This window comes from Sutcliffiella horikoshii (genome assembly GCF_008180725.1).
Lineage (GTDB): Bacteria > Bacillota > Bacilli > Bacillales > Bacillaceae_I > Sutcliffiella_A > Sutcliffiella_A horikoshii_B.
Genome location: NZ_VTEV01000008.1, coordinates 50833 through 72970, shown reverse-complemented (window position 1 = coordinate 72970; position 22138 = coordinate 50833). Strand labels below are relative to the sequence as shown.

The window sequence follows — 22138 nt, the reverse complement described above, 5'->3', positions numbered from 1 at the left end:
ATCGGAAGAAATAGCTAACTTCCCCTACGAAAAACGAATCATTTTTTCTACAACTAAAGTCGTAGATCAAGCAATGCCATGTTTCACTGCATATAATGCTGCTTGGGTCCGATCTGCCACTTCTAGCTTCGCTAAAATGTTTGAAACATGGGTTTTCACAGTCTTTTCGGTAATAAACAATGATGAAGCAATTTCTTTGTTGCTCTTTCCTTTTGCTATCTCCGCTAATACTTCCAGCTCTCGTTTGGTCAGTTCTTCATGTAAGTTTCTACTTTCAAATCCTTTAGCAAAATGGGACATGACATGTGATGTGATTTTAGGATGCAGTTGACTTTCCCCTCGATGAACCGCTCGAATGGATTCAATTAGTTGGTCAGGTTCGACATCCTTCAGTTGATAGCCAGTCGCACCAGCACGAATAGCAGGAATGACATGATCTTGGTCAGCGAAACTGGTCAATATTAACACCTTGGATGGTATCTTTCTTTCCATGATCTGCTTCGTTGCTTCAATTCCATCCATTTCCGGCATTATCAAATCCATTAGAATAACATCAGGTTTCAAAACCTCAGCAAGCTCTACTGCTTCCTTCCCGTTTTTAGCCTCCCCGACAATTTCTATATCCTTTTGAGTTTTCAAGAAAAAAAGCAAGCCCCTTCTCACCACATGATGATCATCTGCGATTACAATCCTGATCATTTTCTCTCCCCCTTTGTGACTGGCATTTCCACACGTACCATTGTGCCTTTTCCTAACTGACTTAAAAGAATAAACTTTCCTCCAAGCGCTTCGGTTCTCTCTTTCATACTTCTTAATCCTAAAGAAGGAATCTCTTCACTTTGTGTAAAAGAAAAGCCTGTCCCTGTATCTTTTATCTCCATGGAAACTTGTTTATTTTTCACTTCAATTAACAAGCATGCCTCTTTTTTTCCTGCATGCTTTTTACAATTGTTAAGCGCTTCTTGTCCTATCCTCCATAAGCATTCTTCCATATGATTTGGCAAATCGATGACTCCTTTCACCTCGGAATGAATGCTTAACCCAAGCACTTTTCCATAATTGAGCAGTGCACTCACTACCCCATTTTCCAAACCTTCTGGCCTCAGTTGCCAAATGAGCGCTCTCATTTCACTTAATGCTTCTTGAGAAAGTTCTTGCATATACGTTAGCATTTCTAAAATTTGTGCGTCTTTTGTCAGCTCTTTTGTCCCTCTTGCCGTTAGCATAAGAGAGAAAAGAAGTTGGTTGACCGAATCATGCAAATCCCTGGCTAAGCGGTTTCTTTCTGCCAAAATGGAAAGGTGCTGCTCGTTTTCAGAAAGCCTGATACGCTTGATTGCCGTTCCAATTTGATAGGCAACAGACTCTAATAGCGCAAGTTCTGTATCGGAAAAATGGGTTTTGGAAGGAGCAGCAACATTTAGAAGGCCAAACTTTTCCTCGCCTGCACGTAATGGAACTGTTGCATGGTGGGTAATATCGTTGGTATCCCCCCATTCAAACTTTATTGCATCCTCTAGCCTTTTGCAGGCAATGATATTGGATGCGCGCTTCAGACGACCGTCTTGATAACGATCAAGGCACCAACACCCGCCCTCGCACATCGGTTTTTTATTGTGGCTTTTTAGTGCATCTGGAAGCTCGTGTTCTGCCGCCAATTCGTAATTCCCTTTTTCATCTATTAAATATATCCAGCCTGTTTGGAGGCTTGTAACTTGAAGAAGTTCTTTTAACACACTGTCTAGCATTTTTGGTAAATCATTCGCTTGATTAAGCGATTCCGCAATGATCTTCAGTGCGCGCAGTTCTTGAATTCTTTGATTTTCCTGGACCACGTTTCATGTCCCCCTGTCATATGATGGTTGACGCCACCTATTATCTTTCTATTGTAACAATGGGAATACCTTTTGGCTTTCGCATAAAGTCTGGAGTTTTTTTACGACTTTGGTCGTAGATGTGTTGTATCTCAACATAAAACCGTTTCAAGCCAAAAGCACCTAATAAAGAAACCTTTTAGTATGTAATTTTCCCTTCTCAGTTAGAGTTCGTGCCAAAATGAGGTGAGTTGATGCCAAAAGTAGACGAGTTCGTGCCAAACTACCTTATCCCCCTAAAATTCCACCTTAAAATTGTCTCCAATAAAAAAATGGAAAGGCGACTAACCTCGCCTTTCCATCTCCGCTACAATCTTTAAGCTTTTCCTACAGAATTCATGCTATTTAAAAACTGATCCACTTTCTCCATCAAGGAAGTAGAGATAGTTTCTAATTTCTTCTTGCTGTCTTCCATTGTCTCAGACTGCGTTCCAAAGTAAAACTTAATCTTCGGCTCTGTGCCAGATGGTCTTACACATACCCATGTACCGTCTTCTAGGAAATACTTTAGCACGTTTGATTTTGGAAGTTCCATTTTCTCCACAGCTTTTGTTTTTACAACCACTCTTTCTTGTGTGGAGTAATCTTCAATTGCTGTAACTGCGTATCCTCCCACTTTAACTGGAGGCGTGTTCCGGAAAGCCGTCAGAAGGTTTGCAATCTGCTCTGCTCCTTCTTTTCCTTTTAAAGTTAGGGACTTCATGCCTTCTAAGTAGTAACCGTACTCTTTATACAACTCCATTAACCCTTCATACATCGTCTTGCCAAGTCTCTTGTAGAATGCGCATATTTCCACTGCCATGATGCATGCTTGAACCGCGTCTTTATCGCGGGCGAAATCAGCAATCAAGGAACCATAGCTCTCTTCATAACCAAATAAGAAGGTGTATTCCCCGCTCTCTTCATACTGCTTGATTTTCTCCCCGATGAACTTAAACCCTGTTAACGTGTCTACAGTTTTCACACCATAACTATCTGCAATGACACGGCCAAACTCTGACGTTACAATCGTTTTCAACATGACACCATTCTCAGGAAGGGTACCTGTTGCCTTCTTCTCAGACAATAAATAGTGTAAGAACAGGGCGCCTGTTTGGTTACCAGTCAACACTACATACTCCCCGTCAGCATCTTTCACGGCTACTCCAAGACGGTCTGCATCCGGATCTGTTGCTATTAGGATATCGGCATCTATTGCCTTGCCGTCACGAATAGCCAATTCAAATGCAGCATGCTCCTCTGGGTTTGGAGAGGAAACAGTAGAGAAGTTAGGGTCTGGCTGTTCCTGCTCTGCCACCACTTTCACATTTTTATATCCGAGGGCATCTAGACCTTCGCGTACTGGTAGGTTAGCTGTCCCATGTAATGGGGTAAATACCACCTTTACATCCTCGCCCATCTCTTCCCCTAACTCAGGGTGTACACTAATGGTAGTAAGTTGCTTTAAGTACTCCTTGTCCAACTCTTCGCCGATGATCTTAATCAGGCCTTTATTTTTCAGTTCATCTTCGGAAGCAACTTGGATTTCCAGCTCGTTTTCTACTTCATTAACTTTGGAGATAACCTGATCCGCTTCAAACAACGGTAATTGTCCTCCGTCTGGACCATACACTTTATAACCGTTATATTCAGGAGGGTTATGGCTTGCCGTTACTACAATTCCGGAGAATGCTCCTAAGTATCGAACAGCAAAAGAAAGCACCGGCGTCGGACGCAGGCTTTCAAATACATACGTTTGAATGCCATGGCTTGCCAATGTTTTGGCTGCTTCCATTGCAAACTCTGGAGATTTATGACGGCAATCATAAGCGATCGCCACTCCGCCTTTTTTCGCATCCTCACCGAAGGATTCTATGTATCGTGCCAATCCTTCGGACGCTTTACGAACAGTATATATATTCATTCGGTTTGTACCTGCGCCGATTTCCCCGCGCATTCCACCTGTACCAAATTCTAATTCTTTATAAAAGCTTTCTTCTTTGGCCTTTTCATCATGCTTCATTTCTTGAATCAGCTTAACCATTTCTTCATCAAGGTTCGTGTGTGACTCCCAAAGGTCAAATTTCTCCATCCATTTCATCTGTCTTTTCCTCCTTGCGTTTATCAGGATATAGTATAACTTCTACTTACCTACTAATGCTTCCTGCAAAAAAAATACGTCGAATTATGACAAATTACGCGTTCGTGAACGTTTTCACTCATTATTATACTAAAAAAGAAAAGGAATTGCCCTATGCAATTCCTTTTCAATTAGAATCTTAACTGATTCTATTGGAAACCTTTTGATCAAAACCCTGTTCTTCGTCCACCGCTCTTACTGCATCATGTAAATGACGCTCTAACAAGGTTCGATTTTGCTCTTTTTGCTCTCTGCTCCAAACTAATTCCTTGGCCATCAAATCCAATACTTTTGTTTTCCAATTCTTAACCCAGTCCATGTCGAAAAACAAGGCGCCCGTTCTGCGGATGAAAAAGTCAGCAGGAGTTGCCGTCATTTCTTCACTTAATGCATATACAACCTGTGCATACACTTCTAATGGCAATCCTGCTTTTTTTGCTTGGCCCGCACCTGTTGCAGCAATGGAGTAAAGTTTATCCACATTAGAACCATACATAGAAGAAAGCTTCGTTGCTGTTTCTTCCGTAAACCCTAGTTCCATTCCTTCTTTCACTTTCTTTTTTAAAAATGAAGGGAAGTTATGAGACCCTCCAACATCTCCACCTGAAATCGGCATATTCTTTGTTTTGGATTTGCCAAAGTTTTTATCCGTTTCTTTTACAAACTGTTTATTGATTAGGTCCACAACCATTTCAGCCATTTTTCGATAACCTGTCAGCTTTCCTCCTGCGATGGTTATCAACCCAGAGTCTGAGATCCACACTTCGTCTTTTCTGGAAATTTCAGAAGCGGATTTTCCTTCTTCGTGAATTAACGGGCGTAATCCAGTCCAACTGGATTCAATGTCAGACTCCTTCAACTTTAAGGAAGGAAACATGTAAGCTATTGCTTCCAGTACATACGTTTTATCCTCTTTGGTCATTCGTGGATGGACCATATCTTCTTTGTAAACCGTATCCGTTGTTCCAACATAAGTTTTTCCATCACGCGGAATGGCAAAAATCATTCGCTTGTCTTGTGTGTCAAAATAGATCGCCTGCTTTAACGGGAATTTCTTTTGGTCAAATACTAAATGAATCCCTTTTGTCAGTTGCAGATGCTTTCCTTTTTTCGAACCGTCTATTTCACGCAGTGTATCTACCCATGGCCCTGCAGCATTGACGATTTTTTTCGCGCGAATAGTGTAAGCCTTGTTTGATAATTGATCAACCACTTTTGCCCCTACTACTTTGCCGTTTTCATAAAGGAGTTCTTCTACTTTTGCATAGTTAACTGCTTCTGCACCTCTTTTGACCGCTTCTTTCATTACTTCAATGGTAAGGCGTGCGTCATCCGTGCGGTATTCCACATATACGCCTCCACCTTTTAAGCCGTTGCTGTTTAATAGAGGCTCAAGAGTTAACGTTTCTTGTGCATTCAACATTTTGCGGCGTTCTGATTTTTTTACATTTGCCAAGAAGTCATACACCCTTAAACCTAAGGAAGTAGAGAACTTTCCAAATGTTCCTCCTTGTTGGATCGGCAACAGCATCCATTCAGGTGTCGTTACATGTGGGCCATTCTCATATACGACGGCACGTTCCTTCCCTACTTCCGCCACCATTTTCACTTCTAATTGTTTTAAGTATCGAAGTCCACCGTGAACAAGCTTAGTGGAACGGCTGGATGTACCGGCAGCAAAGTCCTGCATTTCAACAACAGCCGTTTTTACTCCACGTGTTGCAGCATCCAAGGCGATACCACTACCTGTTATACCACCGCCGATTACTAATACGTCATAAGTCTCTTCTGTCATTTTTTCTAAAATAAGGCTTCTGTTAAAGCTCGCAAAATTCAATTTTCTCATATTAGTTGCCTCCATCCTCTTAGTAGGTATATATACAAAAAGAGACCACAGAAAACATAGACAAAGCTTTTGCTCTGAATACGTTCTGTGGTCTCTCCTAATCTCCAACCGAAATATTAACTTATCTTTAGTATATCATATGCAACGCTTACTTGAAAGCAATAGTTGCTTTCACTGCTTTTTTCCAACCACTGTACAATTCTTCTTGTACTTGTGTCTCCATCTCTACTTCAAAGGTTGATTCAACCTGCCACTGTGAGGCGATTTCCTCTTTATTTTTCCAATAGCCAACAGCCAGACCAGCTAAATACGCTGCTCCAAGTGCTGTCGTTTCATTGACAGACGGTCGCTCCACTCCAACCCTGAGCATATCACTTTGGAATTGCATTAAGAAATTATTCTTCACTGCTCCCCCATCAACACGGAGCGTTTTTAATGAGATACCTGAATCATGTTCCATCGCCGTCAACACATCTTTTGTTTGATAGGCCAACGATTCCAAAGTTGCGCGGATAAAATGCTCTTTAGATGTACCCCTCGTTAAACCAAACGCCGCTCCGCGCACATCGCTATCCCAATAAGGTGTGCCTAATCCGACAAATGCAGGCACTACATAAACACCTTCAGTAGAGTCTACTTTTGTCGCATACTCTTCACTTTGACTGGCGTCCTTGAACATGCGGAGTCCATCACGTAGCCACTGAATAGCGGAACCTGCTACAAAAATACTGCCTTCCAATGCGTAAGTTACTTTCCCATCAATTCCCCATGCAATGGTAGTAAGCAGACCGCTCTCTGATTTGATCGGGTTGTCTCCTGTATTCATAAGCATAAAACAACCTGTCCCGTAAGTGTTCTTGGCCATCCCTTCTTCATAGCAAGCCTGTCCAAATAGCGCTGCTTGCTGATCACCCGCTGCACCTGCAATCGGAATTTCCTGACCGAAGAAGTGATAGTCCACAGTATGTGCGTAAATTTCCGATGATGGCTTCACTTCAGGAAGCATACTTGAAGGAACATCTAAAATTTCCAGTAATTCTTGATCCCATTTCAATTCATGAATATTGTAAAGAAGCGTTCTTGAAGCATTGGAATAATCCGTCACATGTGCCTTTCCGCCTGATAGCTTCCAGATCAACCACGTATCAATGGTTCCAAAAAGCAACTCACCCTTTTCCGCCCGCTCTCGTGCACCATCGACATGATCAAGCAGCCACTTCACTTTTGTGCCGGAGAAATAAGCATCGATTAACAATCCCGTTTTGTCTCGAAAGGTCTGTTCATGACCCGCTTCTTTTAATGCGTCACAAATAGCGGATGTCTGCCTGGACTGCCAAACAATCGCATTATGTATCGGTTGCCCCGTCTCTTTATCCCACACAACAGTCGTTTCACGTTGATTGGTGATACCAATACCAGCTATCTGGTTAGGCTTTACCCCTGACTCAGACAAGCAAGATGCAATTACAGACAAGATGGAACTCCATATTTCGTTCGCATTATGTTCCACCCAGCCAGACTTTGGAAAGTACTGTTGAAATTCTTTTTGCGCCGTATATACCGGCTCCCCATTTTTATTAAAAAGAATCGCTCGTGAACTTGTGGTTCCCTGGTCTAATGATAAAATATAAGTTTCCATTTCTAGCACTCTCCCTAACATCTATTTTGAATAATGCTCCCAAAGATCCTGTTTGGATGTGGTAACTGCTGTCGCTCCTGCTTCAATCGCACAATCCACATCTTCCACGGAACGGATCAAACCTCCAGCAAATACAGGAATGCCTGTTTTCTCTTTTACTTCCCTTATCATATGAGGCACAACCCCAGGTAATACTTCTATAAAGTCGGGCTGGACCTTTTCGATTACTTGATAACTCTTTTCCACTGCATTGGAATCAAGTAAGAAAAGACGCTGTATAGCATAGATACCCCTTTGTTTGGCTTTTGCAATCACTGCCGCTCTCGTGGAGACGAGCCCTGCAGGTTTTAAGGTTTGACAAAGGAATTCTGCCGCATGTTCATCATTTTTTATTCCTTGGATAAGGTCCACATGGACAAACAGCTTTTTCTTTTCTTTTTTAGCTGCTTTTATATAATTTGGAATTTGTGAGAGTTGACTGTCTAATATCACACCATATTCGTAGTTGCTTTGCAAAAATCTTTCTAGTGTTTTGCCGTTTTTTATAGCTGGTAGTATGGTTTGGTTTTGGAATGTCATAGATATCCTCCACTTTTAAAAAAATTATAATATCATTCAGTCAAAAGTAAAAGCCGAACCTTTACAAATTGAAAACTAGGCAAGTTTTAAAGTACCAACCAAAACATCAATGGCAAAGTAAAAAGAGTTAATAACGTACTAACTAATGTTGCACTTGAGACGAATTCAGGCTCTGTATTGAACTCCAGTGCATACATAGTCGTGTTCGCCGCGGCCGGCATTGCCGCCATGATGATCATCAACTGTTTGATCATCGGATCTACCGGAAGAACCAGGGTAAATAGAAATGCAATGAATGGCGACACTATCAGTTTTATAGAAAGAGCGTATAACAATTTCTCCTTAGCTGTCGTACGGATAGTTATTTTCGCAAGCTGCATGCCAAGAATGACCATGATAACAGGAATGGTTGCATCTGCCACCAAGTGCACCGCCTGCATAATTGGTCTTGAAACTGGTACCGATAGCCATTGGAAAAAGAGTCCTGTAACTGCTCCATACATAATTGGCATTTTCACTACCGACATCAGTGCAGAACGGATACCATCGTTGGCTGGACTCCCCTTTGCTGCATAGTATACTCCAACTGTTGCCATCAGCAGGGACTGAATGACCATAAGCACGATTGCATATTCAAATCCTACTGTACCAAAGAGTAGCAAGGCAACTGGTGTCCCGTAATTTCCATTGTTCATAAAACTAGAAGATAGAATCAGTCCGCATGTTTCCGATTTAGAATACTTCCTTACCCAAGCAATAAAGTAAGTAAAAATAATTAATGAAAAACAAAGTAAACAGCAATATATGATTATATAAAAATGGTCACTGGAAAATTCGTTCACGTAAAAAGTCCTAAATACAAGAACAGGCGACAAAAGGTACATCGCCATCTTCGACAATGCTTTTACATCAAACCCAATGGTTTTTTGTCCAATAAATCCAATGGCAAATATCATAAAAACCGGTAATATCACCTCAAAAAATATCAAACTGCTCTCCTCAAATCTTTAAGTTAGTTGAAATTGTGTCTGTTTTGCTTCTACTATACTATCAAATATTTAGACATTTATCTTCTTACCAGTTTTTATTCATTGCACTTCTCACACTTTTTCGAGTATGATGTTGATAACAAATATCCGATAATACAGGTGGGATTAATTGCATATGAAAAATAGTACTATACCTAAACCCTTGGTCACTTTTAATCAATGGTTTATATTGACGACTGTCCTTCTTTCTCTTGCTACAGGGTTATACTTTCTGATGGCTTTTCCACTCCTTGCTGGGCTGATGGGATTGTTGTTTAAATCGAATCCAGTGCTTATTGTTGCAAGGAAATTTCTATCTAAACCTGCAGGATCTTATCCTCAGGAAGACGTTGCCCAGCTGCAATTCAATCAGAGCATTGCGGTAATCTGCTTGGCACTGGCGCTTTTTGGTTTTTATTCCGGATTTGTTGTAATTGGTTTTGTGTTTGCCATCATGGTAGCTGTTGCGTCAGGAGTTGCTTTGATGGGCTTTTGCGTAGGTTGTTTTCTCAGGTTTCAATGGCAACAGTATAGATATCGTAGGGCAAGCTAAACAATGCTATGAATATTTTTGATATGAACTCCATTATGGGGTTCATTTTTTTATTGAATTCATTCTTGAGAACGTATGGTAATATTGTTTGGTTTTGTTTAGGGCGATGAGGACCTCTCTTCTCCTTTTTCCTCGTCACGGAGGTCTTCATAACGGTGATGAGGACCTCTCTTCTCCTTTTTCCTCGTCACCGAGGTCTTCATAACGGTGATGAGGACCTCTCTTCTCCTTTTTCCGCGTCACCGAGGTCTTCATAACGGTGATGAGGACCTCTCTTCTCCTTTTTCCTCGTCACGGAGGTCTTCATAACGGTGATGAGGACCTCTCTTCTCCTTTTTCCTCGTCACCAAGGTCTTCATAATGGTGATGAGGACCTCTCTTCTCCTTTTTCCTCGTCACCGAGGTCTTCATAACGGTGATGAGGACCTCTCTTCTCCTTTTTCCTCGTCACCGAGGTCTTCATAACGGTGATGAGGACCTCTCTTCTCCTTTTTCCTCGTCACCGAGGTCTTCATAACGGTGATGAGGACCTCTCTTCTCCTTTTTCCTCGTCACGGAGGTCTTCATCACAACGAACAAAAAAGCGACCCCACAAAAGGATCGCTTTTACACACAGATTATTTTTTATACTTAATCTCATAAACATCTCTACGTCGGTCTTTCAATTGACGAACCGTACCAGATTGACGTTGGCGACGGAGGATTTCTAAGTCTACATCCCCGATAATAACCATTTCAATATTCGGATTACATTCTCCTACAATCCCGTCCCTTGCAAATTCAAAGTCCGATGGAGCGAAGATAGCCGACTGGGAGTACTGAATATCCATGTTCTCCACCTGAGGTAGGTTTCCACATGTTCCTGCGATAACCGTGTAAATTTGGTTTTCCACAGCTCGTGCTTGCGCACAATAACGAACACGTAAGTAGCCCTGGCGATCTTCTGTATTAAATGGACAGAAGATGATGTTTGCTCCTTTTTCTGTTGCTATGCGGGCAAGCTCAGGGAACTCGATATCATAGCAGATTTGGATTGCAATTTTTCCACAATCCGTATCAAAGACACGGACACTGTCACCGCGGCTAATTCCCCACCATTTTCGTTCATTCGGTGTAATATGCAATTTGTATTGTTTTTCAATCGTTCCATCACGACGGAAGAGGTAAGCGATGTTAAACACCTTTTCATCTTCCTCAACGAAATGAGATCCACCAATGATATTCACGTTATATTTTACTGCAAGATCTGTGAACAGTTGGATGTACTGTTCTGTAAACTCCGTTAGGCGCTGAACGGCTTTGCTAGGTACCTTCTCATGAAGGAAGCTCATCAATTGAGTTGTAAATATTTCTGGGAACACAGCAAAATCAGAACCAGCATCTGAAGCGACATCCGTGTAATACTCCACTTGTGTGGCAAACTCTTCAAAGGAGCTGATGGATTTCATCATGTACTGAACGACACAAATCCTTACAGGGAAAGAAGTTTTGAAATGACGCTTAGTTTGCGGGATGTATTCTACATTGTTCCATTCCATTAGTGTCGCATATTTGTTCGATGCTACATCATCAGGTAAATACCCCGGGTTAATACGCATTAAAGTAAACTCGTTCAATAATTGGAAGGAAAGCACGGGATCATAAATTTTATGACGCATTACTTGTCTAACATATTCCCTAGGAGTCATCTCATCCGCATATTTGTGATAGTTAGGAATTCGACCGCCAATAATGATACTTTTCAAATTAAGCCTGCGTGCAAGATCTTTTCTAGCTTCGTACAGCCTGTGCCCCACCTTCATCCGCCGGAAGCCTGGATGCACCATTACTTCAATTCCATAAAGGTTATAACCATCTGGATTATGGTTGGTGATGTACCCTTCATCTGTTATGTCATCCCAAGTATGACGGTCATCATATTCATCAAAGTTTATTAACAAGCTTGAGCACGACCCGATTATTTCCCCATCATACTCCGCGCAAAGCTGTCCTTCTGGGAACATGTTCAAATGGCTTTCGAGATGTTCCGGCTTCCATGGCTGCATGCCTGGAAAGCACAAGTGCTGAAGGGCAATAATATCATCTATGTCTTTCATTTCTATGTTTCTGATAATCATTTTTTTCTCAAATTTAGATAAATCGATTTTTGACAATGCCATCATCTCCTATCCTTATGTACAAACAAATAAAAATGGGGCCAGTTCTAATGTAAAACGGAGAATTGCCCAATATTACTTATTCCCCAATTTTATCATAATGAAACAAAAAACAATAAAGGACAGGCTCCCTGCCCACCTTAGTGGGTCAAGGAACCTGTCCCTGCTATATCAAATCTTGTACACCCTAGCTTCCCAAGGGCGCAACTCAAAAGAATTTGCTTTTTTTTCAGCTGTTTCATAGTTACAAATAAGTAGTTCTGCATTGTTTAGGTCTTTAGAACTGTCGAATTGATGATTATTTCCCGAGAAATTTGTCACAACAAGTAAAGTTTCGTCTCCAAGCGTACGAGTATAGGCAAAGATTTCAGCATGGTCATCGTACAACATTTCAAATGAACCGTACACAATAATCTCGTGTTGCTTACGAAGTTGGATCAATTTACGGTAATAATGGAAGATAGAATCTTCCTCTGCCATCGCTCTTACTGCATTGATTTCTTTATAATTTTCATTCACCCTGATCCAAGGAGTACCGGATGTGAACCCGGCGTTTTCCGATTCATTCCACTGAACTGGAGTTCTAGCGTTATCGCGGCCTTTTGTATAAATGGATTGCATGATTTCTTGTGGATTTTCTCCATTTTCAACTACACGCTCATTGTACATATTCAAGGTTTCAATATCCTTATAATCCTCAATCGAGTCGAACTTGATATTGGTCATCCCAAGCTCTTCCCCTTGGTAAATGTATGGCGTCCCTTTCATCATATGCAGACATGTTGCCAACATTTTAGCAGAAGTGACGCGGTATTGCTTGTCATTTCCCCATCTTGATACGATACGTGGCTGGTCATGGTTGTTCCAATATAAGCTGTTCCATCCACCGTCTTCAAGTTCTGACTGCCATTTGCCAAGTGATCTTTTTAAGTCACGCAAGTCCAATGGCTTTAAGTGCCACTTATGCTTTCCTGGTTGTGTATCAAGATCCATATGTTCAAATTGGAAAACCATGTTTAATTCCTTGCGCTCTTCTCCTGTATAAAGTTTTCCTTCTTCAGGAGATACCCCTGGCATTTCTCCAACCGTCATGACATTATAATCCGACAGTACCTTCTCATTCATCTCTTGTAGAAATTCATGGATACGAGGTCCATTCATGAAATACTGATGACCGGAGACGTATTTCTTCCCTTCAACCTTTTCACCATCTGGCAAACCGTCCACTTTGGAGATAAAGTTAATGACATCCATTCTGAATCCGTCAATTCCTTTATCCAGCCAGAACTTCATCATGTCGTATACTTCTTGTCGAAGCTTTGGATTCTCCCAGTTCAAATCTGGTTGTTTTTTTGAAAAAAGATGCAGGAAGTATTCATCTGTCTGCTCATCATATTCCCAAACCGAACCGCCAAATGTTGCTTCCCAGTTATTTGGCTCAGCACCCTCTTTCCCCGGTCTCCAAATGTAATAGTCACGATAAGGATTATCTTTTGACTTACGTGACTCCTTAAACCATTCATGTTCATCTGAACTATGGTTTACCACAAGATCCATAATCAATTTGATGCCCCTCTTATGCATTTGTGCAAGCATCTCTTCCCAATCATCCATAGTCCCGAACTCATCCATAATATTGCGATAGTCACTTATGTCATAGCCATTATCGTCGTTGGGAGATTTATATACAGGGGAAAGCCAGATTACATCTACGCCTAGTTCTTTTAAGTAGTCAAGTTTCTCAATGATCCCTTGAATATCCCCTACTCCATCTCCATTTGAATCATTAAAGCTTCGTGGGTAAATTTGATAAACTACTGCTTCTTTCCACCATTGTCGAGTTGGCATTAAAAATTTCTCTCCTTACCTAAGTTTATCTATTGTTAATTTTCTTGTTCACAAAATGAAATCGATTCCATAATTATTGTACAAGATATAACTTCTGTTGGAAACCGCTTTCTTTCTTAAAGTCAAAAAAAGTTCACAATAAAAGGATAGGATTAGTTTTGCAATAATGAAAAGTAACGACTATAATTTTAGGAAAAGTATCTTGAATTCAAAAGAGGAGAGTTACCGTGGATTATTCCAAAAAAATAGAGAATCTATTGCTTGCCTCAGCAATCATTGCCCTTGTTGCTTCCCTTGGTAGCTTATATTTTTCCGAAGTATTGTTATACATACCTTGTGAGCTATGTTGGTATCAACGGATATTAATGTATCCGTTAGTCATACTGCTTGGAATTGCTGCGGTTAAAAAAGATGCTGGTATTGCAACTTACGTCCTTCCCTTATCCATAATAGGAGGAACCATTTCCATTTATCATTACTTGGTTCAAAAAGTTGCATTTTTCAGCGAGAACTCCGTTTCTTGTGGAGTTGTACCGTGTACTGGTCAATATATCAATTGGCTAGGTTTTATCACTATCCCATTTTTAGCACTTATCGGTTTTACATCCATTACGGCAATATTGTTTTATGTAAAAAAACTTTCAAAGAAAGCAGGTAATTAATTTTGAAAAAACTCATCATCATTATGGCGGTCATCATGGCCATCTTTATAGCACTTGTTGTGGTAACTAATATTCAGCAAAAGCAAAACGTGGAAGGGAATCCTTTTGGTAAAGACAAGCTTCATACAGAAACACAAAAGCAGCTGGATGATCCACTTTACCAAAACATTATCACTCCTGATCAATTAAAAGAAAATCTCGATGCTGGTGAAACGAAAACTATTTACTTCTACAGCTCAACTTGCCCTGCGTGTAAGCAAACAAGCCCTGTTGTTGTACCGATGGCTGAAGAGATGGGAATAGATATGGAGCTCTACAATCTACAGGAATTCGAACAAGGCTGGGACGATTACCGCATTAATTCTACTCCTACCTTCATCCATTTCGTAGATGGCCAAGAAGTAGAACGCTTAGAGAACTACCACCAAGACAGCAACGTCTACACCGAATGGTTCGAAAAAGTAAAAGAAACTCCTAGCGAATAATCGCCAGGAGTTTCTTCTGTTTTGCATGTGCATATGAAGTTTACTAGCTGTTGATTGGAGCAAAAGCTTAGACTCCAGCGGGGGAGCAACGGTATATTGAGACCCCTGAAGCGTTGTGAGGAGGCTCAAGCACCCTCCCGCGGAAAGCGAAGCCATTTGCGGAATGAAACAGCGGTTTTACCAATTTTTTAAATCAAAAAATGATTGGAAGGCTGAATGAACTTACTGAAAATGTTCGGCTTGCTAGGTTTTTGGACAAACTGATCAATCGAAAATGGAAATGAAAATCCATACTCCCTTAACATATTGACATTCCGCTTAAATATTTCACGATGCTTGGTAAGTAAGTCCTCTTCTTGGATTGTTTCAATAACTGCAATAATTGCTTGAAGACATGATATGATATGAAATGCTTCTTTCAATGTTCCATTATAATCGGAAAAAGTATCATGGACTTCTCCAGTGTGAAGGGATAATTGCTGTGCAAGGTTTTCTATCTCTTTATCTGTGAAATAATAAGGAAGAATGTTCGTTAAGAGGTGTTGGACCAATTCCCCAATATGGTCCTCCTGCTCTGGAGTTGAAGCGTATACTACTTTCACGAATTAAAACCACCCTTGTAACTTCTCTATAACAAAAGAGTAACATAAATGTATCTTTATTTGGGTAGGTAGTTAATGGAATCCATAGACTCATTACGACAATATAATTTGACATTCCAAGGAACATCCACATAGAAGTAAATCATGAAAGGAGCTAATAATGAACAGACAGATGCTAACATTTTCCGTAACCAATAATCAGTCCCTCCCATTACAAAATTATCTAAAAGATGTGATTGGCATCCCCAAAGGACTTCTTCATGAACTTAGGATGTCCAAACAAGTTTTGGTGAATCGAGATACTCCTAATTGGACAAAGCCACTTCAAGAAGGCGACCAAATTTTTATCCCTATTTTACCAGAAGAGATTTCACCAATTGCTACCGAAATGGATATTGATATTATTTACGAGACGGAACACTTATTGGTAGTGAATAAGGTAGCTGGAAAGGACACTCATCCCTCCTCAGATCAAGACTTACGCTCTCTTTCTAATGGAGTGGCACATTATTTCAAGAAGAACGGAATTTCTTCTAAAGTTCGTCATGTACATCGGTTGGATAAAGACACTAGCGGAGCAATTCTGTTCGCAAAGCATGCCATTAGCGGGGCTATCTTAGACAGGATGCTAGAAGAACGCAAAGTTAAACGAACTTATTTGGCACTTGTTGAAGGAGTAATGAGCAGATCAAAAGGAATGGTGGACAAGCCTATTGGAAAAGACCGCCATCACGCTACCAGGAGAAGAGTCTCTCCAAATGGACAAAAAGCAATCACCTATTTTCAAGTAGTTAAATCCTTTCCAAAAGAACAATTAACACTTGTAGAGCTGTCACTAGATACAGGAAGAACGCATCAGATCAGAGTACATATGAGCAGCATTGGCCATCCCATTTTTGGAGATAAACTTTATGGTTCGCAAAATCACCATCATCGTCATAGCCTGCATGCATGGAAATTAACTGTCCCTCACCCGTTTATGGAAGAAAGTGTGACAGTCCATGCTCCCGTTCCGACAGGATTTGGACCTTCCTTATTGAAGTTAGAAGAGCTATAGCATCTATGCTACAGCTCTTTTCTAAATACATAACTAGTTTTATCGTAATCCATTTTCTTTTCATAAAATCTATGAGCATCTATCCTTGGTAAGCCTGAGGACAACGTTATTTTCTCGCAGCCTCTTTCTTTTGCTAATTCTTCTATGTAGGAAAGCAATTTCTCCCCGTAGCCTTTTGATCTGCCTGTGCTTTTAGTTACTAGGTCATACACATAAATATGACGCCCATCATAAAAATTAGTTAACATGATTATTCCTGTAACAGCGACTACCTCTTCTTTTACAACATACGCATATAATTCGTAGCCTTCTTTTTGCATGGTTTCATATATTTCTATAAAAGTATCTTCTGTTAGATGTGGCCTTAACTCCTTTAAAACTTGAAACCCTTCAAGCAATTCTTCTTTTGTTTGTAAATGCTTTATCAACTTCAACCACTCCCTATGTATAGATCCATGCATTTATGGTCATTACCTATATCATACTATTTTTGTTCACAAGATTGATCTTTTTGATGATATTTTCCGTTAGGTTACTAGTTATAATAAAAACATTGAACGAGAGGAGTGTTCTTTTTGAAAAAATTAATTCTATTTATCAGCTTGCTATCATTAACGATGCTAGCAGCTTGCGGATCAACTAATAACAATGAAAATACAAACGGAAATAAAGATGAAGTGCCTAGTATGGTGGAAGTGGAGATCAAGCTGCCTGAAGCAGTGGAGCCGAATGAAGAAGTGAAAATTGAAGCCCTTGTCACTCAAGGTGAGGAGAATGTGGATGATGCCAGAGAAGTGAAGTTTGAGGTATGGAAGCAAGGGCAGGAAGCGGATCATGAAATGGAGGAAGCTTCTAATGATGGGTCTGGAATTTACTCCATCACGAAAACTTTCGAAGAGGAAGGCTTTTACTATGTAGTAGCTCACACTACTGCCAGAGACATGCATGTAATGCCACGTGTTGAGTTAACGGTTGGAAATCCGGAACCTTCTGATAAAGAAGAAGCGCATAAAGAAGATGGGCACAGTCACGACCATGAGACACATGAAGAAACAGACCATAATGATCATCATGGCCATGAGAGCAGCTTAAATATGACATTAAAATCCACAGACGCTGTAAAAGCGAATCAAGAAACTACATTATCAACAGAAATCAAGCAAGAAGATGCTGCTTTAACAGATGCGACTGTTCGCTTTGAAATTTGGCATGAAGATTCAGAGAAACATGAATTCGTAGATGCAAAAGAAGTCAGTGATGGTGTCTATGAAGCAAAAGCGACTATGAAAGAAAGTGGTCTCCATTATGTTCAAATACACGTAGAAAAAGATGAATTACACGAACACCAACAAGAAGAATTAGTAGTTGAATAAAAGTTAAGGTGCAGGGCGACTTAAGCCCTGCACCTTTATTTTATCTAGGATTAAAAATCAAAATTATCGGGATCCGGACCTACACGTTTGTCTTCATTCAATGCATGAATCTTCTGCATCTCATCTTGTGACAAGTCGAAGTCGAAAATATCCGCATTTTCTTTAATACGGTGCTCTTTGACTGACTTTGGAATAGTTACCACACCATTTTGAAGGTCCCAACGAAGAATGACTTGTGCAACAGACTTATTATGAGCTGTTGCAATTTCTTTTAATACGTCATTATCCAATAGCTGACCTTGCATCAGTGGTGACCATGCTTCCATTTGAATACCATTTTCTTTACAGAAATTTAATAGCTTCACTTGAGAAAGCTTTGGATGGTATTCTACCTGATTAACCATTGGTTTTACCTCAGCCACATCCAGTATATCCTGCAGATGGTGAATTTGGAAGTTGCTCACCCCAATGGCACGTACTCTTCCGTCTTTATAAAGCTTTTCTAATGCTTTCCACGTTTCTACATACTTTCCTTTAACAGGCCAGTGTACAAGATATAAGTCCAGATATTCTAGTCCTAGCTTTTCCATACTTTCATCAAAAGCCTTTAAAGTAGATTCATAACCCTGATCTGCATTCCATACTTTTGTCGTGATGAAAAGTTCTTCACGAGGTACATCGGATTCTCTAATTCCTTTTCCTACACCTTCTTCATTTTTGTAGATGGCTGCTGTATCAATGCTTTTGTAACCTGCATGAATGGCCATCTTAACAGAAGATTCTACTTCCTGCCCTTCTTCCACTTTAAATACACCAAGGCCAAACCAAGGCATCTCTACTCCATTATGTAGGGTTGTTGTAGACGCTAAACTTTTCATTTTTTCACCTTCCTATTTTCAAATATATATTAATTATGTCCTATTGCAGCGATTATGCAAATATTTTGCCTAGGTACTCACCCATTAGTTTGTCCCGCTATATATATAGAAAAAAGGAGTTTGATGATGGAGATGTATGACTATATTATGCTCATGAATTTATTGGCAATCGTTTCCACTACACTTGTCAGTTATATGTATGTCTCTCAAATGGTGATGCGTAAAGGGGCATTTTTTTTCCATACTGCCATTAGTCTTTCCTTTATCATCCTCACATGGTTTACCACTACGACTATTTGGTACTTCCTTACCCTTAAGGGTGATGGACTCCTTTATATCGGGGGAATGCTATTTAATATGATGGTAGCGATATTCTGTTCCACCGTCTTCCTTGCATACTTGTTTGTTCAAAGGGCCTATTTCATTAGAAAATATAAAAGAAATAAACAAACCATTCAAAAAGATTAGTGTTGTATGAAAAACCGGGCAAAACCGCTCGGTTCTTTTAACGTTTACAAACCTGAGTAGTCTTGTAGACCACCGCTGTTCCTTTCCGCAAATGGCTGCGCTTTCCGCGGGACGGCTTTTGAGCCTCACTTCGTTGCGGGGTCTCAACCTCCCGTTACTCCCCCGCTGGAGTCTCCGCCATTTGCTCCATTCCACAGCTAGAAAGTAAGAAAATACCCACCACAATAGTGATGGGTATATGTTATTAATCTATTGCATGCCGTTTTTGATGGCACTTGCTACCTGAAGGGTCCGTTTTGTCTGATGTTTGACTGCTGCAGCGACATCCTCTTTCCAGTTACCCTCTTGATCGGCTGTCACACTTGTTCCATATGGATTTCCGCCAGCTTCAAAAATGGAGTTGTCTGTATATCCTGGCGCGGCGATAATAACCCCCCAATGATACATAGTGGTATAAAGGTTTAAGATAGTTTGTTCTTGTCCTCCGTGAGGATTGCTTGCAGATGTCATGGCACTAGCAACTTTATTTGCGAGTTTCCCCTCTGCCCAAAGTCCTCCTGTTGTATCAAGGAATTGCTTCATTTGTGCAGGAACTGTTCCATATCTAGTTGGGACACTGAATATATAGGCATCCGCCCATGTAAGGTCATCTAAACTTACTTCCGGTACGTCCTTTGTTTCTTCTACATGTTGCTTCCAAGCTGGATTAGAGTCAATTGCCTGTTGCGGAGCAAGTTCTGGAACCTTTACCAACTTTACCTCTGCACCGCTTGCCTTTGCTTCCTCTTCTGCCGTTTTTGCCAGCTTATAGTTCGTACCTGTTGAACTGTAATAGATAATCGCCAATTTTACATTCGTAGTCATTGTAAACACTCCTTTTACTCGTTTTGAAAGGCTTCTTCATGTTTGCAGTTCTAGAATACTATTACCTTCTAACTTATCTTGTACCCCAATATCTCGAATTAAAACTATTAAATATGGTTTTTTTGAAAAAAAAAGGCTCTGTTAAACACCGCTGTTGATTTACGCACTAGGCTTCGCTTTCCTAGGGGCGTTTGGAGAGCCTCCTCGGAAAAGCGCCTGCGGGGTCTCCCCTAAACGCTATCTCCCTCAGGACAAGGAAGGCTTCGACAGCGAAACATCGCACGAAGAAAATCCGTAGCATTTTCGAGGAGTCTTCGCCTATTGCTCCAATCAACAGCTAGGTTTCTGCAAAAATCAACAGTATGCTTTAACAGAGCCAAAAAAAAAGACCCCACTCTATTGAGTAAGGTCAATCAAATAAAATCATCCTTCCGGAATAGGGTCCGGATGCTGATCCTTTGTAGCTAATAAAACTTCCTGCGTTGGATCCACACCTGCCTCCTGAAATACCGTAGCACCACCGAATAGTAAGAAAAACGCCAACCCCATCAGAACCAATCGTTTTTTCATATGCTCCATCTCCTTCTTATAGAAAAATTTGTTTCTTTAGTTCCTTATATCCTAAAGAATAGTAATAACTTGCTTTTTTATATTTATAACTGGCTTCAAAATATTGAGCCAGGCGTTCAGCATAAATGATGAGTGGTTCCTTAAGATCTTTCTCTTGAAAATAAGGTAAGGCTTGTTCCAAAAATAGTTGATCAAATTTCACATAATCCCCTTCAAGAATACATTCGTGGATGGAAAAGTAATAATGATATTCAATGGCATCTTCTGGATCCGATAATAATTCCTGGCCAAGTGTCAGCCATTTTCTGCACTCGGTGTAATCACCGAGTTTATCATATTCAAGTAATATACAATAAATAGAAGTTAGCTTGCTTTCCGGTCGATCTTGCTGTTTTAGAAAATAGCTTTTTTCATATTCATTGATTGCTTCTACATGCTGGCCTTGAATAGAGTATAGCTTTCCAAGATTATGATAGATGAGGGATTGAAGGTACATATTATTAAGTGACTCTGATAGTTTTTGAGCTAGAAGGTAACTTTTTTCCGAGCGGTCGTATTCTCCAATTCTACGATAGCAGATGCCTAGTAACACTTGGCACTCTGCGCTTCTTTTGAAATCATAGATGGCTTGGAATTCTTGGAGTGCTTTAGTGGTGTAGGTGATGCTCAGTGGTTCCTTCATCGTTTGACTATAAGTAAGACCAAAGAGATAGTAGAGGTCGGCCTCTTCTGATTTTTCAAGATTAGAATTCCTTTGCAGTAATTGCTCGGCTACCTTTAAGTGTTCAAGTGCCTGAACAAAATTGTTCAATCTATATTCGTAAATAGAATAGAATTTTTGGAAATAGTAATGCATGTGAATATCAAAAATATCCAGAAACTGTTGTAACTTCTCAATAAGCGTCCTCGATTGTTCCATGTTTTTAAGGTAAAGGTGATAGCGCAATTCGAACAGTACAAAATACATATATGTCTTTGTATTGACGGATTGAATTCTTTTTACCAGGCCTTCATACCTTCGCTTTATTTCCTGGCTTTCACTTGTAGTCATTAACTTGTACCATGACATAAGTTCTTGAAAAATCGTATCGTCCTGCTGTTCAATAAGACTTACTTCAAGCCGCTCACATAATAGCCTCAACACTTCTTCACTAGGTGAGGTTAGATTGTTTTCAATTTTTGATAGGTACGATACGGAAATAATTCCCCTTGCAAGATCGTCTTGTTTTAACCCTTTTTGGATGCGAAAAAATTTAATCTTACTCCCAATATCCATTTTTGTTGTCTTAACAGTTGGTTGTTCGAGATTTATCATATGGATCATTCCTTCGCTTTGTTTTCTATTTTAAATATTCAGATTACTATAAGTAAACCACTTCGTCAAAGCGCCTGAACCCTGTCTTCCTATTATAAAAGGATATCCATTTTTTCGTAACCTCTTTTTATAGTTATCTAGGCATATTTCAATAGGAAATTTTTCCTTTATTTGCAGACAAAAGATAAATCATTGCTAGATTTCAACTATTTTTGCCGAACA

21 protein-coding genes are annotated in these 22138 nt (G+C 40.2%); 6 read left to right on the top strand and 15 right to left on the bottom strand.

The features are described 5' to 3' along the window. Nucleotides 1-66 precede the first annotated feature (66 nt). The 7 genes from FZC76_RS18420 to FZC76_RS18390 form a co-directional block, all read right to left on the bottom strand. Nucleotides 67-699 carry a response regulator gene (locus FZC76_RS18420; protein WP_148989639.1) on the bottom strand — a complete coding sequence of 211 codons (633 nt, stop codon included), beginning with the start codon at nt 697-699 and terminating at the stop codon, nt 67-69. After that, nucleotides 696-1835, bottom strand: a complete 1140-nt coding sequence (locus tag FZC76_RS18415) for a GAF domain-containing sensor histidine kinase (protein WP_148989638.1) — start codon at nt 1833-1835, stop codon at nt 696-698. The genes FZC76_RS18420 and FZC76_RS18415 overlap by 4 nt, the downstream gene beginning before the upstream one ends. 355 nt (nt 1836-2190) lie before the next feature. Continuing rightward, nucleotides 2191-3954: a phospho-sugar mutase gene (locus FZC76_RS18410; RefSeq protein ID WP_148989637.1), complete on the bottom strand. Its 1764-nt coding sequence runs from the start codon at nt 3952-3954 to the stop codon at nt 2191-2193. Between the two features lie 178 nt (nt 3955-4132). Continuing rightward, nucleotides 4133-5839 carry a glycerol-3-phosphate dehydrogenase/oxidase gene (locus tag FZC76_RS18405; protein ID WP_222928520.1) on the bottom strand — a complete coding sequence of 569 codons (1707 nt, stop codon included), beginning with the start codon at nt 5837-5839 and terminating at the stop codon, nt 4133-4135. Nucleotides 5840-5987: 148 nt separating this feature from the next. Next, the gene (gene glpK, locus FZC76_RS18400) at nt 5988-7478 is read right to left on the bottom strand and encodes a glycerol kinase GlpK (RefSeq protein ID WP_148989636.1); all 1491 of its coding nucleotides are present in this window, start codon (nt 7476-7478) and stop codon (nt 5988-5990) included. A 21-nt stretch (nt 7479-7499) separates the two neighbouring features. Further along, on the bottom strand, nt 7500-8057 hold the full coding sequence (locus tag FZC76_RS18395) for a glycerol-3-phosphate responsive antiterminator (protein WP_148989635.1): 558 nt from the start codon (nt 8055-8057) through the stop codon (nt 7500-7502). Between the two features lie 86 nt (nt 8058-8143). After that, nucleotides 8144-9046 carry an AEC family transporter gene (locus tag FZC76_RS18390; RefSeq protein WP_148989634.1) on the bottom strand — a complete coding sequence of 301 codons (903 nt, stop codon included), beginning with the start codon at nt 9044-9046 and terminating at the stop codon, nt 8144-8146. A 175-nt stretch (nt 9047-9221) separates the two neighbouring features. Between FZC76_RS18390 and FZC76_RS18385 the strand changes: the two genes are divergently transcribed. Beyond that, on the top strand, nt 9222-9638 hold the full coding sequence (locus tag FZC76_RS18385) for a DUF4395 domain-containing protein (protein ID WP_148989633.1): 417 nt from the start codon (nt 9222-9224) through the stop codon (nt 9636-9638). 617 nt (nt 9639-10255) lie between these two features. Here FZC76_RS18385 and FZC76_RS18380 read toward each other — a convergent pair. After that, nucleotides 10256-11797, bottom strand: coding sequence for a bifunctional GNAT family N-acetyltransferase/carbon-nitrogen hydrolase family protein (locus tag FZC76_RS18380; RefSeq protein WP_148989726.1), 1542 nt, complete (start codon nt 11795-11797; stop codon nt 10256-10258). Between the two features lie 168 nt (nt 11798-11965). Then, nucleotides 11966-13642 (bottom strand): glycoside hydrolase family 13 protein, encoded by a 1677-nt coding sequence (locus FZC76_RS18375; protein WP_148989632.1) that lies wholly within the window; start codon nt 13640-13642, stop codon nt 11966-11968. Nucleotides 13643-13869: 227 nt separating this feature from the next. Between FZC76_RS18375 and FZC76_RS18370 the strand changes: the two genes are divergently transcribed. Both FZC76_RS18370 and FZC76_RS18365 read left to right on the top strand, forming a co-directional pair. Further along, a complete protein-coding gene (locus tag FZC76_RS18370) occupies nt 13870-14304 on the top strand; it encodes a disulfide oxidoreductase (RefSeq protein ID WP_148989631.1) in 435 nt (144 codons plus the stop codon). A 2-nt stretch (nt 14305-14306) separates the two neighbouring features. Beyond that, on the top strand, nt 14307-14789 hold the full coding sequence (locus FZC76_RS18365) for a thioredoxin family protein (protein ID WP_148989630.1): 483 nt from the start codon (nt 14307-14309) through the stop codon (nt 14787-14789). Nucleotides 14790-14977: 188 nt separating this feature from the next. On the opposite strand, the gene FZC76_RS18360 is transcribed toward FZC76_RS18365, so the two are convergent. Continuing rightward, nucleotides 14978-15391 carry a DUF5365 family protein gene (locus FZC76_RS18360; protein WP_148989629.1) on the bottom strand — a complete coding sequence of 138 codons (414 nt, stop codon included), beginning with the start codon at nt 15389-15391 and terminating at the stop codon, nt 14978-14980. A 160-nt stretch (nt 15392-15551) separates the two neighbouring features. Between FZC76_RS18360 and FZC76_RS18355 the strand changes: the two genes are divergently transcribed. Then, nucleotides 15552-16448: an RluA family pseudouridine synthase gene (locus tag FZC76_RS18355; RefSeq protein WP_148989628.1), complete on the top strand. Its 897-nt coding sequence runs from the start codon at nt 15552-15554 to the stop codon at nt 16446-16448. Nucleotides 16449-16456: 8 nt separating this feature from the next. Here FZC76_RS18355 and FZC76_RS18350 read toward each other — a convergent pair whose 3' ends face one another. Further along, nucleotides 16457-16909, bottom strand: a complete 453-nt coding sequence (locus FZC76_RS18350) for a GNAT family N-acetyltransferase (RefSeq protein ID WP_148989627.1) — start codon at nt 16907-16909, stop codon at nt 16457-16459. A 114-nt stretch (nt 16910-17023) separates the two neighbouring features. Between FZC76_RS18350 and FZC76_RS18345 the strand changes: the two genes are divergently transcribed. Beyond that, nucleotides 17024-17821 (top strand): FixH family protein, encoded by a 798-nt coding sequence (locus tag FZC76_RS18345; protein ID WP_148989626.1) that lies wholly within the window; start codon nt 17024-17026, stop codon nt 17819-17821. A gap of 50 nt (nt 17822-17871) precedes the next feature. Here the strand turns inward: FZC76_RS18345 and FZC76_RS18340 are convergent, their stop codons facing one another. After that, entirely contained in the window at nt 17872-18699 is an 828-nt protein-coding gene (locus FZC76_RS18340) for an aldo/keto reductase (RefSeq protein ID WP_148989625.1), read from the bottom strand. 123 nt (nt 18700-18822) lie between these two features. On the opposite strand from FZC76_RS18340, the gene FZC76_RS18335 reads away from it, so the two are divergent. Further along, a complete protein-coding gene (locus tag FZC76_RS18335) occupies nt 18823-19167 on the top strand; it encodes a hypothetical protein (RefSeq protein ID WP_148989624.1) in 345 nt (114 codons plus the stop codon). Nucleotides 19168-19416: 249 nt separating this feature from the next. Here the strand turns inward: FZC76_RS18335 and wrbA are convergent, their stop codons facing one another. The 3 genes from wrbA to FZC76_RS18325 form a co-directional block, all read right to left on the bottom strand. Beyond that, nucleotides 19417-20031, bottom strand: coding sequence for an NAD(P)H:quinone oxidoreductase (gene wrbA, locus FZC76_RS18330; protein WP_148989623.1), 615 nt, complete (start codon nt 20029-20031; stop codon nt 19417-19419). 423 nt (nt 20032-20454) lie between these two features. Further along, nucleotides 20455-20601, bottom strand: coding sequence for a hypothetical protein (locus FZC76_RS23235; RefSeq protein ID WP_187442145.1), 147 nt, complete (start codon nt 20599-20601; stop codon nt 20455-20457). A gap of 16 nt (nt 20602-20617) precedes the next feature. Next, on the bottom strand, nt 20618-21916 hold the full coding sequence (locus tag FZC76_RS18325; RefSeq protein WP_187442144.1) for a helix-turn-helix transcriptional regulator: 1299 nt from the start codon (nt 21914-21916) through the stop codon (nt 20618-20620). Nucleotides 21917-22138: the final 222 nt, after the last annotated feature.